This is a genomic window from Paenibacillus sp. FSL L8-0333 (genome assembly GCF_037965665.1).
In the GTDB taxonomy this organism is placed as follows: Bacteria; Bacillota; Bacilli; order Paenibacillales; family Paenibacillaceae; genus Paenibacillus_AQ; species Paenibacillus_AQ odorifer.
In genome coordinates, this window is record NZ_CP150186.1 from 2,557,008 (window position 1) to 2,579,052 (window position 22,045).

Below are 22,045 nucleotides of genomic sequence, written 5' to 3' on the forward strand. Positions count from 1 at the left end.
TTATTAAATCTCCCCAAGTAGAGCATTTAGCTTTTGCATTTTTTGTAAGCGGATTCAAAGGTCTGGATAACCGTCTTAATGTGTCCGGAATACGAAAAAATAAGAAGTTATTATAAAGCTATTCAGATGCATTTTGATAAATTGAAATGGGGGATTAAGAGATGAGTCAACACAGTAAGAAAAAAACTGCAAAGAAATGGACTGTGGGTCTGCTGGCGGCTGCGATGGTATTTGGAATTGCTGGCTGCGGCGGTAACAACGGGAATAATGCAGCGACAAATGAAACGAGCAGCTATAACAAAGAAGGTCTGCCGATTGTGAATGAGCCTGTAACACTTAAAGTGCTGACTGTCCGTTGGGGGAGTATGGGGGACACCTTTACGCAAAACCAATGGCTGAAGGATCTGGAGAAAAATACGAATGTCAAAATCGATTGGCAAGTGATGTCCTCCAATGATTGGGGTGAGCAGAAGTCGATTATGCTGGCGAGTGGCACGCTTCCGGATATCGTCTTGGGAAATCAAACCTTTGGGGATGCCGATATCGTAAATAATCTAAGCTTTTTCCGGCCGCTTGATGATTATATTGAGCAAAATATGCCTAATCTCAAAGCAGCTATGGAAGAAACCCCAGAAATGAAAAAAATCAGCACATTTCCTGACGGGAAAATCTACTCCCTGCCAACAAGACTTCCTGCACGTCCAAAAAGCTCACGTCAGCCTGTGATTAACAAGACCTGGCTGGACAAATTGGGCTTGAAGGTGCCTGAAACGATTGATGAGCTTTATAACGTGCTCAAAGCTTTTAAAGAACAAGATCCGAATGGTAATGGAAAACAAGATGAGATTCCTTTTATTGAAATTGGTAATGACTTGATCAGTCCTTTCGGAATTGCCGATTTGAATAACAATAATATGATCATCAAGGACGGAAAAGCGATATATTTCCCTGTTTCAGAGGAGTTCAAAGAAGGTCTCAAATGGGAAAATAAATTGTATGCGGAAGGCTTGCTAGATAAAGAGGTATTCACTCAGGACGATACGATGAGATCGGCTAAGTTCCAGAATCCGGATGCTCCAATTGTAGGCTTTACGTACCAGTGGACTCCAGACGCCGTGTTTGGAAAATGGAGCGATCAATATGTGACGATTCCACCGATTGCCGGACCAGATGGTAAACGTTATACGATCGGAAATCCGATTGGGATGAATCTTAACCGTAATGAGCTGCTGATTACCACATCTTGCAAATATCCTGAGGTTGCTGCACGTTGGGCAGATCAGTTCTACACTGACGAAGCGAGCATTCAGAATTTCTGGGGTGCGATTGGAACGGTTATTAAGAAAAACGATGATAGCACTTATACATTGATGGATCCACCAGCTGGAACCAGCGCAGATGCTTGGTATTGGGATCAATCTCTACGTGATTTTGGACCGAAATATGTGAGCCCATCCTTTGAATCGAAAATCGTCCTGAACCCTGAAAGTGGAGATGGACTGAAGCTGCAACTGGATAAGCTGGGCAGTGAATATGTAACAACACCTTTCCCTAACGTAATGTACACTTCTGAGGAGTTCGAGGAGCTGCCAACCTTGACTACGGATATCGACAGCTATGTGAATACTATGCGGGCGCAATTTATTAGCAAAGGCGGAATTGACGAGGGCTGGGATGCTTATGTGAGCAAGCTTAATAAAATGGGACTTGAAAAGTTAGTTAAGATTCGCACGGATGCTTACACCCGTTATATGAACGTGAAATAACCTATTCGTCTTTCGAAAAAGGTGCTGCCCTACAGGATAGCTGTGGGGTAGCATTCTCTATTTTAAATAAGGAGGGGATGTCATGAAATCTGGTCCACTTCATTTCGGGCGGAAATTCGGACAAATCAAACAAAATTGGGGTCTCTATCTATTGCTTTTTCCTGCTGTAGTTCTGACGTTATTATTCGCGTACAAGCCAATGTACGGGGTGCTGATTGCCTTCAAGGATTATAGCCCTGCGTTGGGAATAGGGGGCAGCCCATGGGCTGGATTCAAATACTTCGAGAAATTCTTTCATTCCTATCAATTTTCATCAACGATTAAAAACACATTGATCATCAGTGTGTACAGTCTGATTACCTTTCCGATTCCAATTATACTGGCGTTGATGGTTAACCAGATGAGACCTAACCGGTTTAGACGTTTTTTCCAGACGGTGTCCTATATGCCGCACTTTATCTCCACGGTAGTAATGGTGGGTTTAATGATGATTTTGTTCTCACCTAGCACCGGACTGCTGGGCAATATATATAGTCTTTTTGGAAAAGAGGCTCCTGATCTGATTGGCTCCGCTGGATTATTCAGCAGTGTATATGTTTGGTCGGATGTGTGGCAGCATGTCGGCTGGGACAGCATTATCTTTATCGCTGCGCTCTCCGCAGTTGATCCTAGCTTGTACGAGGCGGCAACCGTAGACGGAGCAAGCCGGATGCACAAAATTCGTTATATCGATATTCCGATGCTGATGCCAACCGCGATAACCTTGCTTATTTTGCGGGTCGGTGGATTGCTTGGGGTTGGTTTTGAAAAAGTGTACCTAATGCAAAATGACTTGAACATCACTTCAAGTGAAATTCTTTCTACTTATGTCTACAAAATTGGCTTGCTCAGCAGTCAATACAGCTTTTCCTCGGCGATCAACCTATTCAACACCGTTATTAATTTTATTTTATTGATCATGGTCAATCAGATATCTAAAAAACTAAGCGAAAATAGCTTGTGGTAGAAGGGAGGAGAATTGAAATGGGAGGTTTAGAGACAGTTACTAAAGGGAATGTGGGGAAAATAAAGAAGAATCGTTCTTCGGATACTATAATGGAAATAGTGATGTATGTTATATCAGCACTTTTTCTAATTATCCTGATCTATCCGCTGTATTTTATCGTCATTGCTTCGTTCAGTGATCCTTCCGCGGTGGCGGGGGGGCAGGTTTGGTTATTTCCTAAAGGGTTCACCTTCGATGGTTACAAAGAGCTGCTGCGTCATGAAAATATTTGGATCGGTTACTGGAATACCATCATGTATACGGTGGTAGGGACGGCAATCGGTTTAATTGTAAATATTTCTGCGGCCTATGCGTTGTCCAGAAAGGATCTTGTGGGACGAAAATATCTTTCCCTGTTTTTCATCTTTACGATGTTTTTTAATGGGGGGTTAATTCCGACTTTTCTAACGATCCGTGATTTCCATCTGTACGATACATTTCTGGTGATGGTACTGCCTTTCTCCGTTGGTGTGTTTAACATAATCGTTGCCCGCACCTTTTTTCAGTCGAGTATTCCGGGAGATTTATGGGAAGCTGCACAGATCGATGGTTGTGGAAATCTTCGTTATTTTCTACAGATCGTTTTACCACTGTCGAAGGCGATTATTGCCGTGCTGGGTCTATGGATCGCCGTTGGTTACTGGAATTCATATTTTAATGCCTTGATCTATCTGAAAAATCCTAATATGTATCCTTTGCAGCTGATCCTGCGAAATATTTTGATTACCAATCAGATGCAGTCGGGGATGGGAACCGGGGAAGCTGCGCAAATCGCACTACGACTCGCCAATATGATGCGGTATTCTGTTATTATCGTGGCAACGGTTCCGATCATGTGCGTGTACCCTTTTGTACAAAAATACTTTAACCAAGGGGTAATGATCGGCGCAGTGAAGGAATAGTACATTCAGCTATTCTACTAACATTCGTAAGGGAGCAAGAACGTTATGAAAAAGCAACAAAAAAACAGGATATATAGAACAATCACCGTCATTCTTTTAGTGACAACGTTGCTTGCTAGCCTTACAGCTTGTAAAGGGAACAGTGGGATTAATTCTGTTGAAACTGAACCGGGTGAATTTAACAAAGAAGGATTGCCGATAGTGGATAAGCCGGTGACGTTGAAAGTACTCACTGTCCGGTGGGTCAGCATGGGAGATTCTTTTACCGAGAATCAATGGCTCAAGGATTTGGAGAAGAACACGAATGTCAAAATTGAGTGGCAGGTGATGTCCTCCAATGATTGGAGTGAACGGAAGTCTATTATGCTGGCCAGCGGCACACTTCCAGATATCATTTTAGGGAGTCAGACCTTCGGAGATGCGGATATCGTCAATAATTTAAGCTTATTTCGGCCGTTAGATGACTATATTGAGCACAACATGCCTAATCTCAAAGCAGCTATGGAAGAAACACCGGAAATGAAAAAAATCAGCACCTTTCCTGACGGGAAAATCTACTCGCTGCCTGCAAGATTACCCTCACGTCCTAAAAGCTCACGTCAGCCTGTGATTAACAAAACCTGGCTGGACAAATTGGGTTTGAAGGTACCGGATACGATAGACGATCTTTATAACGTGCTAAAAGCATTCAAAGAACAAGATCCGAATGGAAACGGAAAACAGGATGAGATTCCTTTTATCGAATTAAGTAATGATCTAATCAGTCCCTTCGGAATCGCAGATTTGAATAATAACTTCATGGTGGTCAAGGACGGAAATGCGGTTTATTACCCGATTTCAGAAGAGTACAAAGAAGGGCTCAAATGGGAGAGCAAATTATTTAAAGACGGATTACTTGATAAAGAAGTATTCACTCAAGACGAAACGATGAGATCGGCAAAGTTTCTAAATCCGGATGCCCCAATCGTAGGCTTCTCTTATCAGTGGACGCCAGACGCTATGTTTGGCAAATGGAGTGATCAATATGTGACCATTCCGCCAATTGCTGGACCAGACGGGAAGCGCTACACCGTTGGGAACCCGTATGGGATGAATCTGGAACGCAACGAGCTGTTGATCACCATATCCTGCAAGTATCCAGAAATTGCAGCACGCTGGGCGGATCAGTTCTATACCAATGAAGCCAGCATTCAGAATTTCTGGGGTGCCATTGGAACGGTGATTAAGAAAAATGACAACGGTACGTATACATTGATGGACCCTCCAACCGGCACCAGTGCAGATGCTTGGTATTGGGAACAGTCACTCCGGGATTTCGGGCCGAAATATGTGAGCCCAGCTTTTGAAAAGACCATCTTTCTAAATCCCAAAACCGGAGATGGGCTGAAGCTACAACTCGATAAGCTGGGAAGTGACTACACAACACCACCTTTCCCTAACGTAATGTACACTGCAGAAGAGTTTCAGGAGCTGCCGACCTTGACCACCGATATTGATAGTTACGTCAATACAATGCGTGCTCAATTTATAATCTCAGGTGATATTGACGAGCAGTGGGATGACTATGTGAAGCAGCTGCGGGGGATGGGCCTCGAAAAGATGGTGAAAATTCGGACAGATGCTTTCAGCCGTTATATCGGCGTTGAATAACAAGAAATGGGGTTTTTACTTGATGGGAAATACGATGAAAGAGCCAACCCCTTTGGCGACCCAATTAAAGCTGCGTTCTGAACCAGGCAGTAATGCTGACGCGATTATTCAGGGGGAGTGCTATCGGTTCACTGTCTTAACTCCGGAGCTTATCCGGATGGAATATAGTGAGGAAGGATATTTCGAAGATCGGGCGTCACAGACCGTTGTGAATCGCAATTTTCCGGTTCCAGAGTTCCGCGTAATGGATCTGGGGAATAAACTTGAGTTGATTACGGAGCGCCTGCATTTAACTTATGACAAGCAGCCTTTCTCCCGGCATGGTCTCAATGTTCGGGTGAGAAACGAAGCGGGTCACCTAATGAGTGTCTGGAATTATGGAGATACAGTCCAAGATTTGGGAGGGACAGCACGTACACTGGATAATGCAGATGGCGCCATTCCGCTGGAGCACGGACTGCTTTCACGTGCGGGGTATACGTTAGTTGATGATAGCACCTCCCTAGTACTGGAAGAGGATGGACGGGTAGAGCTACGGGCAATGGCTGGCCTCGATGTTTATTTTTTTGGATACGGTCATGATTATTTGCACTGCTTGAAGGATTTCTATCACCTTTGCGGTCGTACGCCCCTATTGCCACGTTATGCCCTTGGCAACTGGTGGAGCCGTTATTACCGATATTCAGAAGAAGAATACAAAGCGCTAATGGAGCGGTTTGAGCTCGAGCGAATTCCGTTTTCCGTCGCTGTTATAGATATGGATTGGCATCTCGTCGATATTGATCCGCAGTACGGCAGTGGTTGGACGGGTTATACCTGGAACCGGGAACTGTTTCCGGAGCCTCAAAGATTTTTGGCATGGCTGCATGAAAAAGGACTTCGAGTAACGCTCAACGTACATCCAGCAGACGGTGTACGAGCGTTTGAAGATCCTTATCTAGCCATTGCTGCGGAGATGGGTATGGACCCGGAAAAGGGTGATGCTGTAGAATTTGATATTACGGATCCGAATTTTTTGCGAGCATACTTTAAGTTTCTGCATCATCCGCTAGAGAATGAAGGTGTGGACTTCTGGTGGATTGATTGGCAGCAGGGTGGAGTGACTAAAGTACCGGGACTAGATCCGCTTTGGATGCTGAACCATTATCACTATCTGGATAGCGGCCGGCGAGGCAACCGGCAGATTACTTTTTCCCGTTATGCAGGTCTTGGCAGCCATCGTTATCCTGTGGGCTTCTCTGGAGATACCATTGTCACTTGGGAGTCGCTGGATTTCCAGCCTTACTTCACAGCCAACGCCGCTAACGTGGGATATGGTTGGTGGAGCCATGATATCGGGGGCCATATGAATGGTTATTTAGATGATGAGTTAGCAATGCGCTGGGTGCAATTCGGTGTGTTTTCGCCTATTCTGCGGTTACATAGTTCTGCTAGTGCCTTTAACAGCAAGGAGCCATGGCGATTCAATAAGATTGCGGAAGATGTGATGAAGGATTGCCTGCGTTTGCGGCATAGTTTACTTCCCTATCTGTACACGATGAATCGCTATGCCAGCCGCGATAGTCTTCCGCTAATCCGACCGATGTATTATCATCATGCGTTGTCGAATGAAGCCTATGAAGTGCCCAATGAATATTATTTCGGAACGGAACTTATTGCCTGTCCGATTACACAGCCGGTCAACCCAAAGGTAGGCGTTGCCGAATTTAAGGCTTGGTTACCTGAAGGGATTTGGATAGATTTTTTTAACGGAAGAGTGTACGACGGTGGCAGAAAGCTTTCTCTTTATCGCAATCTTGAGAATATCCCTGTATTAGCTAAAGCGGGTGCTATCGTGCCTATGGCAGATCTGACGCAATATACCTCTTCAGTGGATAATCCGGGGCATATGGAGGTCCGTGTATTTGCGGGAGGAAGGGGTCATTTTCATCTCTGGGAGGATGAGGGCGATACTGCGGAGGATCAGGATGATCAATGGTGTGATACAGAAATGATCCTGGAAATGGGGGATAGAGCCAGCTTCAAGATTCTCTCTGCTAAGGGAAATACAAAGGTTGTGCCTGAGCGGAGATCGTGGAAGCTGTCCTTTGTCGGTTTTGCTGATACGAAGGTACAGGTATTCGCTGGTGGCACAGAAATCGAAGCAAACATGGACTATGATGAGGCTACACATACGCTTACGATCATGATTTCGGATCAAGCGGTAGAGCATTCATTGGAAGTAACGTTCACAAATGCCCGGATTGCGGTGAATTCGGTAGATGATGAGGTGTTCAGCCTTCTGAACCGTGCGCAAATTCTTTTCCAATTGAAAGAGCAAATTTACCATGTAGTCAAAGCAGCAGTAACGCCGATGGCGGCCCTGGCTTCTCTTGCCTCGTTGGATCTTGAACATACACTGTATGGAGCGTTATGTGAAATACTGTCGGCAAGACTTTAAGCACTATTTCATTTAATTTAATAAAAAAGGAGGTTCTCTCTGTGCGCTGGCATAAAGAGAACCTCTTTTTTATTAGGAATGAACCGCTTCTACTTAATTAGCAGCGTTTGAATGGCATGAGCCGGAATCATGTTCTCAGCCAGTTCGTCATGGAAGCGCAGGGTGAATGGAAGCTCTTGCTCTGTGCGGTTCATAACGATAACAGCAATAGTGCTATCAGGGTTGCGGAAAGCTGTTGTTTCAAGCTTATCTGTATATTTGGAGAAACCAATGCGTTTAGCACCCGGACGAATATATTTACTGAAGTGCCCGATGTAATAGAATGAGCTCTCAAAAGTAATTTCATCGTTTTTGGTATCTCCGATAATTGGAGCGTCGCAGTAATTTCCTACATGATTAGGTCCACCTTGCTCATCCAAGACAATGTTCCAGTCTGTCCAGCTCGACATCCAGTTGTTCAGATTGCCGATGATATCATGTCCGTAACGTTCACCGGTGTTCCATGAGCCGAGATGAACGCCACCTTCTTGGCAGCCTTCGCTGAAGAACAGCTTTTTATCAGGGAAACGATCATGTACAGCAGAGAGGGCTTCGAAGTGATCACCGGAATACCAGTGAAAGCAGATTCCCCATATGTATTTGGACGCTGCTTGATCTTCAAAAGCAACCTTAGCACGGTCATACACCCGTTCTTTATTATGATCCCAGATCATAACCTTTACATGGCCCAAGCCCGCTTGTTCCAGAGCAGGTCCCAAGTAGTCACGCACAAAATCCTTTTCTTCTTCGGCGGTATACAGGCAGGAATCCCATCTTTGTACAGCTTTGGCTTCATTCTGAACACTGACAGCCCAGATATCAATCCCTTCTGCAGTGTACGCCTCAATATATTTAACGAACATGTTAGCCCAAGCCTTACGATATTCAGGCTTAAGAGCTCCGCCTCCGTTCATTTGCCCGTTAGTCTTCATGAACGCTGGAGGACTCCATGGGGAAGAGAACAGACGGAAATCTTCACCTACTGCTGCGGCAGCATTTTTTATGAGGGGGATAACCGACTCGTGATCTCTGGAAATATCGAACGAACGTAGCTCCGCATCGCCTTCCTCTACATAAGCATAGTTGCCCAGTGAGAAGTCGCAGCTTTGGATATGTGAGCGGCAAAGGGTATATCCAATGCCGTGCTCAGGATGAAAATAAGCGTCGATGATTTCTTTTTGTTTAGCTGCACTAAGCTTAGCGATAGTAACGGCAGAGGACTCCGTAAGAGCTCCACCAAAGCCTTCAATTTCTTGATACTCCAGATCATCATAGATATTGATTAGCTCTGATTCGACTCCTGACGTATCGGGAAGGAAAATCAGAGGGTCCTTTTCTGTTAAACGATCCGTGGTTTCTTTAGCGGTTTGAATGACGCGAATAGTTTTACTCATAATGCTTGATAACCTCCTACATATGAATTCTGTCTTTATTATAGAAGGAGATTCACTGCACTTTGAAGAAACTATATGGCTAAGAACCTCAACAATCTGGTCATCGACTATTATAGAATGAGGAGCATATGCGATGGGAACAAACAGCGTTCAAATTAGTCTGTGTGGATTTATCCGCCATACTCAGCCTTTTCGGCAACTATATCGCAGTGGGTTGGATACCTATATCATCAGGCTGCAAGCAGAAGGGGAATGTGAAGTCCTCATCGATGGAGAAATGACTGCCGTAGTGCCGGGGGATCTATTGTTATTTAAGCCCTACGATATATATGATCTGAGAATCGGTGAAAAGAAAAGTCCTTTGGGACATAGTGTGGACTATTTTGTAATGTGTACAGGGGAATGGGTGGACCACTGGTGGAACCTGCGTGAGCGACCCAAAAAGGTTAGAATTGCGGATGATGGTAAGCTGCAAAGTATATGGCAACAGCTTGATCTGGAGAATAGAAGACTAGACGGGGGTAGCCCTGAAATACTTGAAGCACTATTTAAAGCTTTATGTTTGTTGTTAGATCGGGCTATGGAAGAGGCACCTGCATCATCTTCGGCTTCGCTTCTACACGGACTTAAAATGAAGAGTTATGTGGAGGAGCATGCTACTTCAGAGATCAGACTAAAGGACGTAGCTGCTCATGCTGGAATTAGTGTGACAAGGGCTGTACATTTATTCAAGATCCAATTCGGTTATTCTATTATGCAATATGCGGGGCAAATCCGGCTTGCGATGGCACTGAGATTAATGGACAATACCAATTACACCTTAGAGCGTATAGCAGAGGAGACGGGGTTTGGAAGTTACACCTATTTTCACAGGGTGTTTCGGGAGCGTTATGGTGTCTCGCCAGGTATCTATCGAAAGAGAGAGTAGAAGGTTTATCAGTAAAAAGAAGCTGCCCCATAAATCACAGAGTAGGACTTCGGGGCAACTCTCGATTAGACGTTAATTATAGTAAGGCCAGCCAGCAGAATCCCATTCGAGATCACTGATTAACAATTTGGGTGCGCCATTCTCAGCGACACTGTAAGCATGGCGGACGATAACGTTGGTTCCGTATATATCCTGTCCACCAGGACCCGCCCAAAAACTGTTGCCGCTATCGATGACCGTAGCCCCGCCATTTTTCATATCGGTACCGTCCTTCGCATAGAAAGGCCCCAGTACGCTGGTTGAGCGTCCCACTGCAATTTTATAGGTGCTGTTTACGCCTGAGCAGCATTGGCCAATGGATACGAATAGATAATAATATCCGGTGTTTGGATTGTAAACCATGCTGGAGCCTTCAATCCCCCCGGATTTAGTCGCAATGCGATACGAGTTGCCCGTTGGCTTCATGGTTGTTTTGTTGATGGAGGTAATGTAAATCCCGTTGCTCCAGGAACCGAAGGTCATCCATAGGTTTCCGTTAGCATCTGCCGTAATGTTAGGATCAATGGCGTTATAATTGGAGGCGTCATTAGACGAGATAACGACACCTTGGTCCGTCCATTTTCCCCCGGAGATCGATTTAGTAGTTACTAAACCAATAGCAGACACTCTTGAGCCGAATGTGGAGATAGAATAATAGAGGTAATAGGTACCGTTATAGTAGAAAATTTCTGGGGCCCATACATCTAGCCCTTCTTGATTGGGAACGTAAGAGCTCCACCAGGAGGGTTTCGAGGTATAAATCGGGAGGGAGCGAATATAGTTAGTTCCATCGTTTGAAAACATCACTTGGAGACCTGATCCCGTGCTGAATACCCAATGTGTGTTCCCCTCTTTGATATATGAAGGGTCGTGTACGTTGGTATCTCCAGTCAGATTCCAGGTTGCTGCATAAGCTTGCGATCCTCCTGAGAAAACAGTTGTAAAAAGCATTAAAAAAGACAACAATAACAACCGATAACCTTGCCTACCTTTTTTCGCCATATTCCTTCTCCTTTTAGTTTAGATTTCCCTAAAGTGTTTCATTGTTTTGCGATTGATAACGCTTACATAATATCTTGTATTATTTCTCTAGTCAATGATTCTTTTGGATCAATAAAAAAGCAAATCTCAGCCATTGGAGACTTGCTTTTTTATATTTTTATAATAAATCTGTGATCGCTTGTTCAAATAATCTGACACTATTTTCCCAAGTCCATTTGCGCGAATATCTTTCCCCCTGCTCCGCTAATTTAGTTCTTAAGTTGGGATCACGTATTAAGCGGATGACATCTTCACCGAGCCGGTTCTCATATCGATAAGAGAGCAAACAGTTTTTCTTGTGATGGGCGTATTCCATATTCCCACCCGAATATACACAGACTAACGCTGCTCCACAACGCATGGCCTCAAGTCCCGGTAAAGAACCTGTATCAAAAATACTTGAGCTAACAAAAATATCCGCACCGTTATAGTGATAGCAGAGCTCCTCATCATTTGCTGGCGTAAAGAACCGATATTTGCCAGTAGCTTTCATTCTTTGGAGAATTTCTGAGGTGTTGAACTCGTCAGGCGGACTGATGAAGTTAATATTTACATCGGGATATTGGCTTTTTACGTAATCCAGCTGTTCTATAAGGTAATCTTGCTCGCGGTGCCAGGAGAAACCGCGTTCTGTTTTTCTTAATATAGCTGTTATGTTTAAAGGCTCTTGAAGACTGTGACGGATATTCATATTTTTAAAAGAGGAGCTAATGCCAATGGGCACGATACTGCCGGTGATGCCATGATTTAAAAAGATCAGCTCCTGCTGCCAACGTGATAAAACGATTAGATGCTCAGTGATGTGATAGGAGGGGAAGGAGCGTCCGTTATCCGGTAAAAAAGGAGGCTCATAACATAAAGATAAACGTACATGAACCCCTTTTCCTTGTTTGCTTGCTGCTTGGGCGATGGGGACAGTTGTATAATAATTAGAAACAATGACGTCTCCGGGAGGAAAGTCATGCTCGTGAATATTCATATGTGAGGAGCGGATTACGTTTGCGCGCACATCATAAGAAATAGCGCCATCCACAGGCAAGAGGAGGTTGACCTGATGGCCCAAATCTGTCAGCCCATTGGTGAGCTCTACCAGCATACGTTGTGCTCCGCCATGAGATAAGGTCAGAATAGGGAATGTGAATCTCATTGATAATCCCGTCCCTTCCAAGTTAGAGCTGTAATAGTGAAACAATATGATTCAATCGTTATGTTTCTTATTTTATTCAGCTCCTATAGAAAAGTACCATTTAACAAGTTTACAAACAAAAGTAGAAGGAAGAGGGATTAGTATGAGTGAAATCATTATCGAATGTATGAGAAGGCTCGATCAATCCTTGGGGTATGTGGAGCAAGCTGTAAATAAGCTATCGACCGAAGAGATATGGTTTCGTCCAAAGTCAAAAATGAATGCCATTGGTAACCTATGCCTGCATATTGCGGGCAGCGAATATCAGCATCTGGTCAGCGGAATCGGCAATAAGCCAATAGAAAGAGATAGACCTAATGAATTTTTGACCAGAGGCGGTTATTCATCACAGGAATTATTGCAGTATATGCTGAAGGTCAGGGAAGAAAGCCGTGCGGTGGTGGGCAATTTGACGAAGGCTGATCTAGAACGGGAGGTCACCATTAGTTTCCCTGAGGGGGCTGGAATGGAGAATTATACTTGGAGTATTCAAAAGATTATGATCGGAGCGGTAGAACATTATTCCTATCATACAGGTCAAATCGTATATGCCTCCAAATTGCTGCAGGCAGAGGATGATCATCTGCTCAATAACTGGAAACACTATTTTTGAGCATAGATAAAGCTGGGATAGATGCGCAGCTGCTGCTAACACCTATCCTCAGAAGTGGGTTTTTATTGTGTTATAGGAGCAAGCTTCTTCAGTAAAGCAACTGTATCATTAACCTCCAGATCCTTGATATCTTCTAATGACACATCGATCATTGGCTTATATTCTTGGAGTTTGCGCAGGAAAGCTTCGGTATGGAATAATCCGCTGCCTGCTTTTCCGTGGTATGCTTTTTCACCATCTTGATAGATATCTTTTAAATGCGCCAGAATGATACGGTCGCCGAATAATCTGAAGGAATCATCGACAATTTGATCCTGCAAATGCGCAGCCGTGCCAATAAAATTACAAGGGTCCAATACAACACCTATACAGCTTGATGGGACTTCATCTAAGATGCGGCGCATCTTGTCTGGTGTAGAAAGTGTATGTGTGCAGACCCCTTCTAGTCCTAGAAAAACGCCCCATTTTTCAGCTTCCTCTGCAAGTTCTTCTATAGTTGCCCTTAACGTATCCCAGCCGATAGCTTCGTAATGGACCGGATCTTGTGCTTGAAAAGTAGTCAGCGCACCGGTCTCTGTTGCCACCATAGGTGCGCCGAATTGGCGGGCATAACGAAGATGCTCTTTAAAACGATTGATCTCAGCTCTCCGGATGACAGGATCCGGATGAACAGGGTTGATGTAACAGCCCAAAACACCGATACGTATTCCTGCTTTATCAAATTGTTCGCCAATATAGCTGGCAAGACCTGGACTTAGTTTACCGGTAGAAGTGTCGATGTCCTGAATGGCTTTGGATAATGCAAGCTGAACAAAATCGATATCATAATTCTGAAGGGTTGCAGTTAACGACTTGAGCGGCAGGCAGCCAAATGTGTGGGCTAGAGTTCCGTATCTGATGGGTAACCTCTCCTTTAATAGAGTAAGTATGAGTAATAACCTTCATAATAGTAACGCTTTCATAAGGATGCAAGTGATTTATCATTATCGCCGGTCAGGAAATTGATGATTTCAGTGTTGACTCTATCCGGTTGCTCATGATTAATGCCGTGTCCCGCACGGGGGATGACTTGGTAATGAAACTTTCCGTCCTCTAAAATATCTATGAAATCCTTTGATTGTTTTAATGCGTGTTCTCCTACTAAAAAATAGAGCTTATCTCTGACGGCAACTGCGGCGTTTCTATCGTATTTTTGAAGCTTATGAACAAACATAGCTTGTTGATTATGAGTGCGCATTAAAAGGATTAGATGAGCAGCTACTTCTGGGTGATTGTCAAATAAAGGGGAGTCAGGCGCACTTAACTTCTTCAGCACTTTGAGTAAATTGCGATCCGTGGGAATCAGAATCTCTGGGAACATCATCATTAGCGTTTGCAGCATGGCTTTGATTGGTGTGGTGACCATTCCGCCTTCCAAACAAATCACACGGTTCACTTTGTCCGGTTGCTTGGTCGCATAATTAAAAGCAATATAGGCGCCATTTGACACCCCTGCAATATTAAAGACGTCTATGCTCAGATGTTTGGCTATTTCATTAATCCATTCCACCTGCTCAAACTTTTGTTTATTAAAGTACGCATTAGGAATGCTTTTTCCGGGTCCGCCCAGAGTATCAATAGCGATGCAGTAAAAATGCCGCGATAATTCCTCGATGTTAAGGAGCCACATGACCGCCGAGTTATCACCAACGCCATGAAATAGAAATAAGGGGGGATTACTCTTTTGCCCGGTAAGGATACAATGCGTCAGCCCATATGTGGTTGGGAGATCGAGTTCTTCAAGAGGAACAGGCCACTGATCAACTAGCTGTTGGTAGGACTGCCACACTTGTTCTTGCGCCTTGGCATTCTTAAAGCTATTCACCATCACAAACCTCCTTAGTGAAAAATACAACATCTGTATCTTATTCCAATAAGTATACTACGAGAGTGCGGAAGGAGGGGCGAGAAATAGAAACATTCCTGTGAAAAGTGGGGGAGCAGAAGGTGATTAGAGGGTGAGTAGATGGTGATTAGATTAGATAGATTAGATAGATTAGATAGATTAGATTAGATAGATTAGTTTAGATACCTGTTGCTTGATCACCTAGTAGTCACAAGGAGCCAGATAAGTGTATTTCATACAACTAAATTGCTACTTTACTCTCACTTCGGTGATATAGATGTACTTTGTACAACTATATCTCTCGTAATTAGCTGATTTAGCTAAATTGGGCGAATTTAATTGCACAAAGTACACTTAATACATTAGGCGTGAGCATTGAAGTACATTTTAGTTGTAGATTGTGCAATTAAATAATGCATGCCGGTCTTTTTTGCGGTAAATTTTTGATAGGGAAGTTATTAATAACGTTCTAGGGGGGATTATTATGCTTGTTGAGCTAAAGGAAGCTAGCATTTCAGATGGACGCGATATTTTTGAGATGATTGTGGAGATAGGTCCGGGGGAAAATGGATTCGTCAACAATGGATTTAATCTGGCTTTCAGTCAATTTCCTGATTTCATCCGGGAGAGGATAGCACTTTCACAAGGTGATAATCTTCCACCACAGTATGTAGCACAGACCAACTACTGGCTACTGATTGACTCCTATCCCGTTGGTGTCGGAAAATTAAGACATTCCTTAAATGATCAATTGAGGAAGTCAGGTGGACACATTGGCTATAGTATCAGACCCAGTGAGAGAGGAAGAGGTTATGGTACGATTTTTTTGGCAGAGCTGTTAAAAAAAGCTGCGGACATGGGGATTGATAAGGTCATGCTGACTTGTGAGCCGGACAATATATCTTCGAGAAAGGTTATTGAAGCGAACAAAGGAAAACTACATGGCATTAAGGATGAAAAATGTAACTACTGGATCACCCTTTAAGCTGGTTTGAAAAATAGTGGAGGAGTTGCCAAGAGGCAGCTCTTTTTTGTTATTCACGAGGTTATTGTAGTTCATCCAATGTAGATTCGTCTAAAATGTGAAAATAATTTAAAATTTTGTTGAAAGCGCTCTATTCAAACACAAACAAATAGTTTAAAATCAAAACAAACAAAAATAAACAAAAAAACAAACATTCAAAAACGGAGGTATTCACAAATGGTACAAAACTTATGGGATTCATCTCGGGAAAAGAAATTAAACGGGGGATTGGATGCATTAGTGTTCCGCTCTAATCTGCTGGGCGAAGATCGCAGAGTCTGTAACTTTGGCGGAGGGAATACCTCCAGCAAAACGATAGAATTGGATTTTCGCGGGCGCGAGGTAGAAGTAATGTGGGTGAAGGGCAGCGGCTCTGACCTCGCTACGATGAAAGCAGGCAATTTTACCGGACTAAGGCTTCAGGATATTGCCCCGTTATTTGAACGTGATGAAATGCCAGATGAAGAGATGGTAGCTTATCTCGCAAATTGTATGATTGACCCTAAACATCCGCGTGCTTCCATCGAGACGTTGCTGCATGCGTTTTTACCTTTCAAACATGTGGATCATACGCATCCAGATGCCATTATCAGCTTATGCTGTGCGCATAACGGTAAGGAAATTGCCCGTGAGATTTATGGGGATCGTTTCGTATGGGTGCCTTACATCCGTCCAGGCTTCACTTTATCCAAAATGATTGCCGAAGGTGTGCTCGCAAACCCGAAAGCTGAATTAGTGCTGATGGAGAAACACGGTCTCGTGACTTGGGGGGATACACCTGAATCTTGTTATGACAAAACAATCTCCATAATTAACGAAGCGGAAAGTTATATTGAAGAAAGAATTGAAGATCAGAACCTATTTGGCGGCCGCAAATCAGAAGCACTTCCAGAAGCAGAGCGACGGGCTGTAGCGGCCGCAGTGATGCCACTGATCAGAGGCGCAGTTAGCGATGAGCGTAAAATGATTTTGACCTTCGATGATGCGGAGGATGTGCTGCGTTTCGTAGGAGGGGCTGACTCGGAGAAGTTATCTGATGTAGGCGCAGCTTGTCCGGATCATTTGGTACATACCAAAATGAAGCCGCTTTTTGTTGCGTGGGAGCCAAACACCAATGATATCGATGGCTTGAAGGCGAAGCTGAGCGAAGCGATTAGCGCTTATAAGGAGCAGTACAAAGCATACTTCGACCGTAATAAACATGAGGGCGATGTAATGTTCGAGGCTGCGCCACGTGTGATCCTGATTCCTGGCGTGGGCATGATCAACACAGGTAAAAGCTGGAGCAATTCTAAGATCAGCGGAGCCTTGTATCACCGGGCGATTGCTGTTATGCGCGGAGCTACTGCACTGGGAGATTTCGTCTCTCTTAGTGAGAATGAATCGTACAATGTGGAATATTGGCCCTTGGAATTATATAAATTATCACTGGCTCCGGCAGAAGCGGAGTTCTCCCGTCAAGTTGCCTTTATTACAGGTGGTGCCGGGGGAATTGGGAGTGAGACGGCTCGTCGTTTAGTATCAGAAGGAGCGCATGTTGTATTGGCAGACCTCAATCTGGAGGGTGCACAAAAAGTAGCGGAAGAGATTAACGCTAAGTATGGTGAAAATCGTGCATTCGCCGTTAAAATGGACGTAACTCAGGAAGAGCAGGTAACCGCAGCATATGCGGAGACAGCACTTTTTTATGGCGGGGTCGACATTATCGTTAATAATGCTGGGCTTGCAACCTCCAGTCCGTTTGATGAGACTTCATTAAAAGAGTGGAACTTGAATATTTCTGTACTGGGCACAGGATATTTCCTCGTTGCACGCGAAGCTTTTAAAGTGATGAAGGAGCAAAAAATCGGTGGCAGCATGGTGTTCATCGGCTCCAAAAATTCTATTTTTGCAGGAAAAAGCGTTTCGGCTTACAGTTCTGCCAAGGCGCTCGAAGCCCATCTGGCCCGCTGTATAGCAGCTGAAGGCGGAGAGTTTGGCATCCGTGCCAATACGATTCTGCCCGATGCAATTTTACAGGGATCAGCCATCTGGAATTCGAACTGGCGTAATGAACGGGCGGCTGCTTACGGGATTGAGCCGGATCAATTAGAGGAGCATTACCGTAAACGCACGACGCTGCTAGTTAATATTTATCCGCGTGATATTGCCGAAGGCGTTGCTTTTTTTGCTTCTTCCAAGTCAGAGAAAACTACGGGTTGTATGCTGACAATCGACGGTGGAGTGCCAGCAGCTTTTACTAGATAAGAGGTAGCTTGAATATAGATAGGGATAACGGAGGGAAATCATGCTGATTGCAGACAGATATGAACGAATCGTAGAACTAGTGAATGAACGCGGCAGTATCCGTGTCTCAGAATTGAGTACATTATGCCAAGTGACGGAAGAAACCATTCGCCGCGATCTGGATCGATTGGAAAAAGCGGGGCGGTTGCTGCGTTCGCATGGCGGAGCAGTTAGCCTGCGTGACCGGCAACCGGAGACCCCTTATGCCGAACGAGAAATCATGAATGCAGCGGAGAAACAGCGGATTGCCCGCGAGGCGGTAATGATGATTAAGCCGGGCGATCGAATTCTGCTGGATGCCAGTACAACGGCTTGGTATATGGCTTCGCATTTGCCGGATATGCCGCTTACTGTGTTGACCAATTCTACTAGAGTGGCAGCAGAGTTAAGCGGGAAGGAGCGGATCGAGGTCTTTTCTACAGGCGGACAGCTGAGCCGCAGATCAATGTCCTATGTTGGTCATTTAGCAGAACGTTCGCTTGAATTGTATCACGTGGATAAGATGTTTTTTTCCTGCAAAGGATTTCATCTCGAACGTGGCGCTAGTGAATCAAATGAGCTGCAAGCTATGGTGAAACGAAAGATGATTTCTATAGCGGAGCAAGTGATCTTATTATGTGATTCCAGTAAATTTGGAATACAAGCGTTCACACATTTTGCGGCTCCTAGTGATGTGGATGTCCTAATAACGGATTACAACCCTGTTGGAGAACAAATGAAGCAGTTGCAGAAGCTGAACATCGCAATAACGACGGTGTAGTAAATAGTTGTGCAGGAGGTGAAGGCATGAAGGTATCGATGTTTATAACTTGCGTCAGCGATGCCGTGTTCCCGAAGGTCGGGGAAGCCATGGCTCGTCTGCTAGCCAGGTATGGCGTACAGCTGGAGTTCCCGGAGGTGCAGACTTGCTGCGGACAGCCTGCGTACAACAGTGGATATTGGAATGAAGCGCGGCAAGCTGCACTTACGATTCTACAGGCTTTTGATGACAGTGATTTTGTCATTGCACCTTCCGGATCCTGTACGGGGATGCTTCATCATTACCCTAAGCTGTTTCAGGATGATCCGGTTAATCTGGTCAAGGCGCAGAATTTGCAACGCAAATCCTATGAATTTAGCCAGTTTATGGTGCAGGTACTTGGCGTAACTGATCTAGGAGCAGTCTTTCCGCATAAGGTTACCTATCATCCTTCCTGTCATGGCACAAGGATTCTAGGGATTCGCGACGAACCTATGCAGCTTATGCAAAATGTGAAGGCGATGGAGCTGGTGCCACTGCCTTTTGCTGAGGACTGCTGTGGGTTTGGTGGAACCTTTGCCGTGAAAATGTCTGATATCTCCGGGGCAATGGTCACTGAGAAATCAGATCATGTGCTGGAGACGGAAGCAGAAATCCTAACGGGTCTGGATATGGGTTGTCTGATGAATATTGCCGGGAATCTGCGTTACCGCCGCGAACCCGTTCGAGTTATGCATTTAGCAGAACTGCTGTATGAGGGGGTGACTGATAAATGAGCCAAGCTACCACCAATCCCAAGGCGGGTTCAGAGAATAGAAAGCCAGCTACAGTAAAAGAACGTGCAGACTTGGCGCTGAATAATGACTTTTTACGCAAGGCTGTTCGTTTTACCACGGAGAGACTGCGTGATGGAAAACAAAAAGCGGCTAACGATCATGGCCACTGGGAAGAGTGGCGTGAACGTGGGCGGCAAATCCGTCTACACACGATCGCCCATCTTGATTACTATCTGAACCTTTTTGCAGACAAGGCAAGAGTAAACGGCACACATATTCATTTTGCAGCAACGGGTGAAGAGGCTGTGAAGATTGCCCTTGAAATCGCGCAGCGAAAACAGGCAGCTTCTGTGGTCAAATCCAAATCAATGGTTACAGAGGAGCTGCATTTAAATAAGGCGCTGGAATCCATTGGTGTGGAGACCATAGAGACGGATCTGGGGGAGTATATTATCCAGCTTGCCGGGGAAACCCCGTCACATATCATTATTCCGGCGATTCATAAGAACCGCTACCAGATTGCCGAGCTGTTGTCCAAAGAGGCAGGAGAGGAGCTTTTGCCCGAAACTACTATCCTTGCTGGATTTGTAAGGCGTAAGCTGAGAGAGAAGTTCCTTGATGCGGATATCGGAATGACTGGCTGTAACTTTGCTATTGCAGAGACGGGTTCGATGGTGCTGTTCGAGAATGAAGGTAACGCTCGTATGGTCACCACTTTACCGAAAACGCAAATTACCCTGATGGGGATGGAGCGGATTATTCCTTCGTGGAGTGATCTTGAAGTGATGGCTACATTATTGCCTCGTTCGGCAACAGGGCAGAAGTTAACGGTATATATGTCGGGTATTTCTGGTCCCCGCAGGGATAATGACGGTGATGGGCCGGAAGAGCAACATATTATTATTCTTGATAATGGTCGATCTGAGCAGCTAGGCGATCCTGAGTTTCAGGAGCTGCTGAACTGCATCCGCTGTGGAGCTTGTCTGAATGCTTGTCCTGTCTACCGTCATATTGGCGGTCATGCATATGGAGGAACGTATAGCGGACCTATAGGAGCGGTGTTGACTCCGGCGTTGAATAAAAATGTAGATCAATGGGATGACATCGCCTCAGCCTCTAGCCTGTGCGGAGCATGTTATGAAGCCTGTCCGGTCAAAATCCCTCTGCATGATATGCTCATCTATTTACGGCGGCGTAAGGTAGAACGTGGTTATGGGGATAAGGCAGAAGGTCTCGGCATGAAGGGTTTTGGGGCGATCATGGCGAAGTCACAGCGATTTAGTAATGTGATGAAGGTAGGTAGAATCGGGCAAAAGCTGCTCGTACGAGACGGAGGAATTCCGTCGAAACTGGGCCCGCTGAAAGGTTGGAACAATTATCGGATCGCCCCGAAGCTGGCAGATCAATCCTTCCGTGAGAGCTGGAAGGGGCTGCAACAGGAGCTAGATAAGAACAGTCGCGAAATGGACCCTGTGATACAGAAGCGAATGGAAGATTTACTAGCGAAGCGGAAGCGGGAAGAGCTGGAAGGAGGGGCCGGGCATGACTGAAGAGACGCACAGTAACTGGTTGGAACGTATGGAGCAGGATTCACGTGAACAGCAGCAGGCATTCATGAATGATATCGCTCGCCGCCTGAAGCGGCCGAGAATTACTGAAGCTCCTGCACATCCTTTTCGCGGCGCACCGCAGTACTGGCAGCAATTCCAGTGGAGTCCGGAGGAAAGGATTGAACAATTTACGGCGAATTTTCAAAGCGCAGGTGGTCATGTATTTCGTATGAAGGATATGGATGAAGCCAAGGCTTTCATCGTCAGCAAAGTCAATGAGATGCTCGCACGGTATATTCTCCGGCAAAATGTCACCGAGCTAGCAGTACTTCGACTAGAGGAGGAACTCACAGATACACGGGTCTCTGTCTGGAATACAGATGATCAGGAGACATGGAAAGCTAGGGCGGCAGAGGCTGATATTGGAATTGTGATTGCGGATTATGCAGTTGCTTATACAGGCTCCATTTCTGTGCTGTCCTCTGAGAATAAAGGCCGTTCAGTCAGCTTATTGCCTACCGCATTAATTGCCATCGTTCCATTGGAGCGGCTGAAGACTCGTCTCGGTGAGGTGCTTATTGATTTTGATGAAGCTGGGCCATCGGGGCTGCCGGCGGGCATTCATTTTATCTCCGGACCTAGCCGTTCAGCGGATATTGAGAATGATCTGACGATAGGCGTGCATGGTCCAGGAATCGTATTCGCTTTGCTAGTAGGCTGATAGGAGATAAGGAGTGTTGTA

General features: G+C 45.0%; 18 protein-coding genes. 13 read left to right on the forward strand and 5 right to left on the reverse strand.

What is annotated here, in order from left to right; genetic code table 11:
• Window positions 1–161 precede the first annotated feature (161 nt).
• From NYE72_RS11145 to NYE72_RS11165, 5 genes are all read left to right on the forward strand, one after another.
• Window positions 162–1,766 carry an extracellular solute-binding protein gene (locus tag NYE72_RS11145; protein WP_076105382.1) on the forward strand — a complete coding sequence of 535 codons (1,605 nt, stop codon included), beginning with the start codon at window positions 162–164 and terminating at the stop codon, window positions 1,764–1,766.
• An 82-nt stretch (window positions 1,767–1,848) separates the two neighbouring features.
• Complete coding sequence (locus NYE72_RS11150) at window positions 1,849–2,772, forward strand: ABC transporter permease subunit (protein ID WP_036689753.1); 924 nt, start codon at window positions 1,849–1,851, stop codon at window positions 2,770–2,772.
• A 17-nt stretch (window positions 2,773–2,789) separates the two neighbouring features.
• Window positions 2,790–3,713, forward strand: coding sequence for a carbohydrate ABC transporter permease (locus NYE72_RS11155; protein ID WP_051491641.1), 924 nt, complete (start codon window positions 2,790–2,792; stop codon window positions 3,711–3,713).
• 45 nt (window positions 3,714–3,758) lie between these two features.
• Window positions 3,759–5,363, forward strand: a complete 1,605-nt coding sequence (locus tag NYE72_RS11160; protein WP_051491642.1) for an extracellular solute-binding protein — start codon at window positions 3,759–3,761, stop codon at window positions 5,361–5,363.
• A 22-nt stretch (window positions 5,364–5,385) separates the two neighbouring features.
• Window positions 5,386–7,803, forward strand: coding sequence for a TIM-barrel domain-containing protein (locus NYE72_RS11165; RefSeq protein ID WP_235219593.1), 2,418 nt, complete (start codon window positions 5,386–5,388; stop codon window positions 7,801–7,803).
• 89 nt (window positions 7,804–7,892) lie between these two features.
• On the opposite strand, the gene NYE72_RS11170 is transcribed toward NYE72_RS11165, so the two are convergent.
• The gene (locus NYE72_RS11170; RefSeq protein WP_036689755.1) at window positions 7,893–9,236 is read right to left on the reverse strand and encodes a glycoside hydrolase family 30 protein; all 1,344 of its coding nucleotides are present in this window, start codon (window positions 9,234–9,236) and stop codon (window positions 7,893–7,895) included.
• 133 nt (window positions 9,237–9,369) lie between these two features.
• On the opposite strand from NYE72_RS11170, the gene NYE72_RS11175 reads away from it, so the two are divergent.
• On the forward strand, window positions 9,370–10,164 hold the full coding sequence (locus NYE72_RS11175; protein WP_076142017.1) for an AraC family transcriptional regulator: 795 nt from the start codon (window positions 9,370–9,372) through the stop codon (window positions 10,162–10,164).
• Between the two features lie 72 nt (window positions 10,165–10,236).
• Here the strand turns inward: NYE72_RS11175 and NYE72_RS11180 are convergent, their stop codons facing one another.
• Window positions 10,237–11,205 (reverse strand): glycoside hydrolase family 43 protein, encoded by a 969-nt coding sequence (locus NYE72_RS11180; protein WP_036689758.1) that lies wholly within the window; start codon window positions 11,203–11,205, stop codon window positions 10,237–10,239.
• A 157-nt stretch (window positions 11,206–11,362) separates the two neighbouring features.
• On the reverse strand, window positions 11,363–12,391 hold the full coding sequence (locus tag NYE72_RS11185) for a glycosyltransferase family 4 protein (RefSeq protein ID WP_036689759.1): 1,029 nt from the start codon (window positions 12,389–12,391) through the stop codon (window positions 11,363–11,365).
• A gap of 142 nt (window positions 12,392–12,533) precedes the next feature.
• On the opposite strand from NYE72_RS11185, the gene NYE72_RS11190 reads away from it, so the two are divergent.
• On the forward strand, window positions 12,534–13,043 hold the full coding sequence (locus NYE72_RS11190; RefSeq protein WP_076142016.1) for a DinB family protein: 510 nt from the start codon (window positions 12,534–12,536) through the stop codon (window positions 13,041–13,043).
• Window positions 13,044–13,105: 62 nt separating this feature from the next.
• On the opposite strand, the gene NYE72_RS11195 is transcribed toward NYE72_RS11190, so the two are convergent.
• Both NYE72_RS11195 and NYE72_RS11200 read right to left on the reverse strand, forming a co-directional pair.
• Window positions 13,106–13,972, reverse strand: a complete 867-nt coding sequence (locus tag NYE72_RS11195; protein WP_305953653.1) for a sugar phosphate isomerase/epimerase family protein — start codon at window positions 13,970–13,972, stop codon at window positions 13,106–13,108.
• A 29-nt stretch (window positions 13,973–14,001) separates the two neighbouring features.
• Window positions 14,002–14,910 carry an alpha/beta hydrolase gene (locus tag NYE72_RS11200; RefSeq protein WP_051491643.1) on the reverse strand — a complete coding sequence of 303 codons (909 nt, stop codon included), beginning with the start codon at window positions 14,908–14,910 and terminating at the stop codon, window positions 14,002–14,004.
• A gap of 502 nt (window positions 14,911–15,412) precedes the next feature.
• Between NYE72_RS11200 and NYE72_RS11205 the strand changes: the two genes are divergently transcribed.
• From NYE72_RS11205 to NYE72_RS11230, 6 genes are all read left to right on the forward strand, one after another.
• Window positions 15,413–15,913, forward strand: coding sequence for a GNAT family N-acetyltransferase (locus NYE72_RS11205; RefSeq protein WP_076142015.1), 501 nt, complete (start codon window positions 15,413–15,415; stop codon window positions 15,911–15,913).
• A gap of 216 nt (window positions 15,914–16,129) precedes the next feature.
• A complete protein-coding gene (locus tag NYE72_RS11210; RefSeq protein ID WP_076142014.1) occupies window positions 16,130–18,199 on the forward strand; it encodes a bifunctional aldolase/short-chain dehydrogenase in 2,070 nt (689 codons plus the stop codon).
• A gap of 40 nt (window positions 18,200–18,239) precedes the next feature.
• Window positions 18,240–18,998, forward strand: a complete 759-nt coding sequence (locus tag NYE72_RS11215; protein ID WP_076142013.1) for a DeoR/GlpR family DNA-binding transcription regulator — start codon at window positions 18,240–18,242, stop codon at window positions 18,996–18,998.
• Window positions 18,999–19,024: 26 nt separating this feature from the next.
• Window positions 19,025–19,753: a (Fe-S)-binding protein gene (locus tag NYE72_RS11220; protein ID WP_036689769.1), complete on the forward strand. Its 729-nt coding sequence runs from the start codon at window positions 19,025–19,027 to the stop codon at window positions 19,751–19,753.
• Window positions 19,750–21,303, forward strand: coding sequence for a LutB/LldF family L-lactate oxidation iron-sulfur protein (locus tag NYE72_RS11225; protein ID WP_076224947.1), 1,554 nt, complete (start codon window positions 19,750–19,752; stop codon window positions 21,301–21,303). Before NYE72_RS11220 ends, NYE72_RS11225 begins: the two co-directional genes overlap by 4 nt.
• The gene (locus NYE72_RS11230) at window positions 21,296–22,024 is read left to right on the forward strand and encodes a lactate utilization protein (protein WP_076224946.1); all 729 of its coding nucleotides are present in this window, start codon (window positions 21,296–21,298) and stop codon (window positions 22,022–22,024) included. Before NYE72_RS11225 ends, NYE72_RS11230 begins: the two co-directional genes overlap by 8 nt.
• The last annotated feature ends 21 nt before the right edge of the window (window positions 22,025–22,045 follow it).

Excerpts from the sequence above, each read along its gene's own strand:
- NYE72_RS11145 (WP_076105382.1), top strand. The coding sequence starts at position 162 with ATGAGTCAACACAGTAAGAAAAAAACTGCAAAGAAATGGACTGTGGGT.
- NYE72_RS11210 (WP_076142014.1), top strand. The coding sequence starts at position 16,130 with ATGGTACAAAACTTATGGGATTCATCTCGGGAAAAGAAATTAAACGGG.
- NYE72_RS11230 (WP_076224946.1), top strand. The coding sequence starts at position 21,296 with ATGACTGAAGAGACGCACAGTAACTGGTTGGAACGTATGGAGCAGGAT.
- NYE72_RS11155 (WP_051491641.1), top strand. The coding sequence starts at position 2,790 with ATGGGAGGTTTAGAGACAGTTACTAAAGGGAATGTGGGGAAAATAAAG.
- NYE72_RS11185 (WP_036689759.1), bottom strand. The coding sequence starts at position 12,391 with ATGAGATTCACATTCCCTATTCTGACCTTATCTCATGGCGGAGCACAA.
- NYE72_RS11220 (WP_036689769.1), top strand. The coding sequence starts at position 19,025 with ATGAAGGTATCGATGTTTATAACTTGCGTCAGCGATGCCGTGTTCCCG.
- NYE72_RS11205 (WP_076142015.1), top strand. The coding sequence starts at position 15,413 with ATGCTTGTTGAGCTAAAGGAAGCTAGCATTTCAGATGGACGCGATATT.
- NYE72_RS11200 (WP_051491643.1), bottom strand. The coding sequence starts at position 14,910 with ATGGTGAATAGCTTTAAGAATGCCAAGGCGCAAGAACAAGTGTGGCAG.
- NYE72_RS11160 (WP_051491642.1), top strand. The coding sequence starts at position 3,759 with ATGAAAAAGCAACAAAAAAACAGGATATATAGAACAATCACCGTCATT.
- NYE72_RS11225 (WP_076224947.1), top strand. The coding sequence starts at position 19,750 with ATGAGCCAAGCTACCACCAATCCCAAGGCGGGTTCAGAGAATAGAAAG.
- NYE72_RS11165 (WP_235219593.1), top strand. The coding sequence starts at position 5,386 with ATGGGAAATACGATGAAAGAGCCAACCCCTTTGGCGACCCAATTAAAG.
- NYE72_RS11180 (WP_036689758.1), bottom strand. The coding sequence starts at position 11,205 with ATGGCGAAAAAAGGTAGGCAAGGTTATCGGTTGTTATTGTTGTCTTTT.
- NYE72_RS11170 (WP_036689755.1), bottom strand. The coding sequence starts at position 9,236 with ATGAGTAAAACTATTCGCGTCATTCAAACCGCTAAAGAAACCACGGAT.
- NYE72_RS11175 (WP_076142017.1), top strand. The coding sequence starts at position 9,370 with ATGGGAACAAACAGCGTTCAAATTAGTCTGTGTGGATTTATCCGCCAT.
- NYE72_RS11215 (WP_076142013.1), top strand. The coding sequence starts at position 18,240 with ATGCTGATTGCAGACAGATATGAACGAATCGTAGAACTAGTGAATGAA.
- NYE72_RS11150 (WP_036689753.1), top strand. The coding sequence starts at position 1,849 with ATGAAATCTGGTCCACTTCATTTCGGGCGGAAATTCGGACAAATCAAA.
- NYE72_RS11190 (WP_076142016.1), top strand. The coding sequence starts at position 12,534 with ATGAGTGAAATCATTATCGAATGTATGAGAAGGCTCGATCAATCCTTG.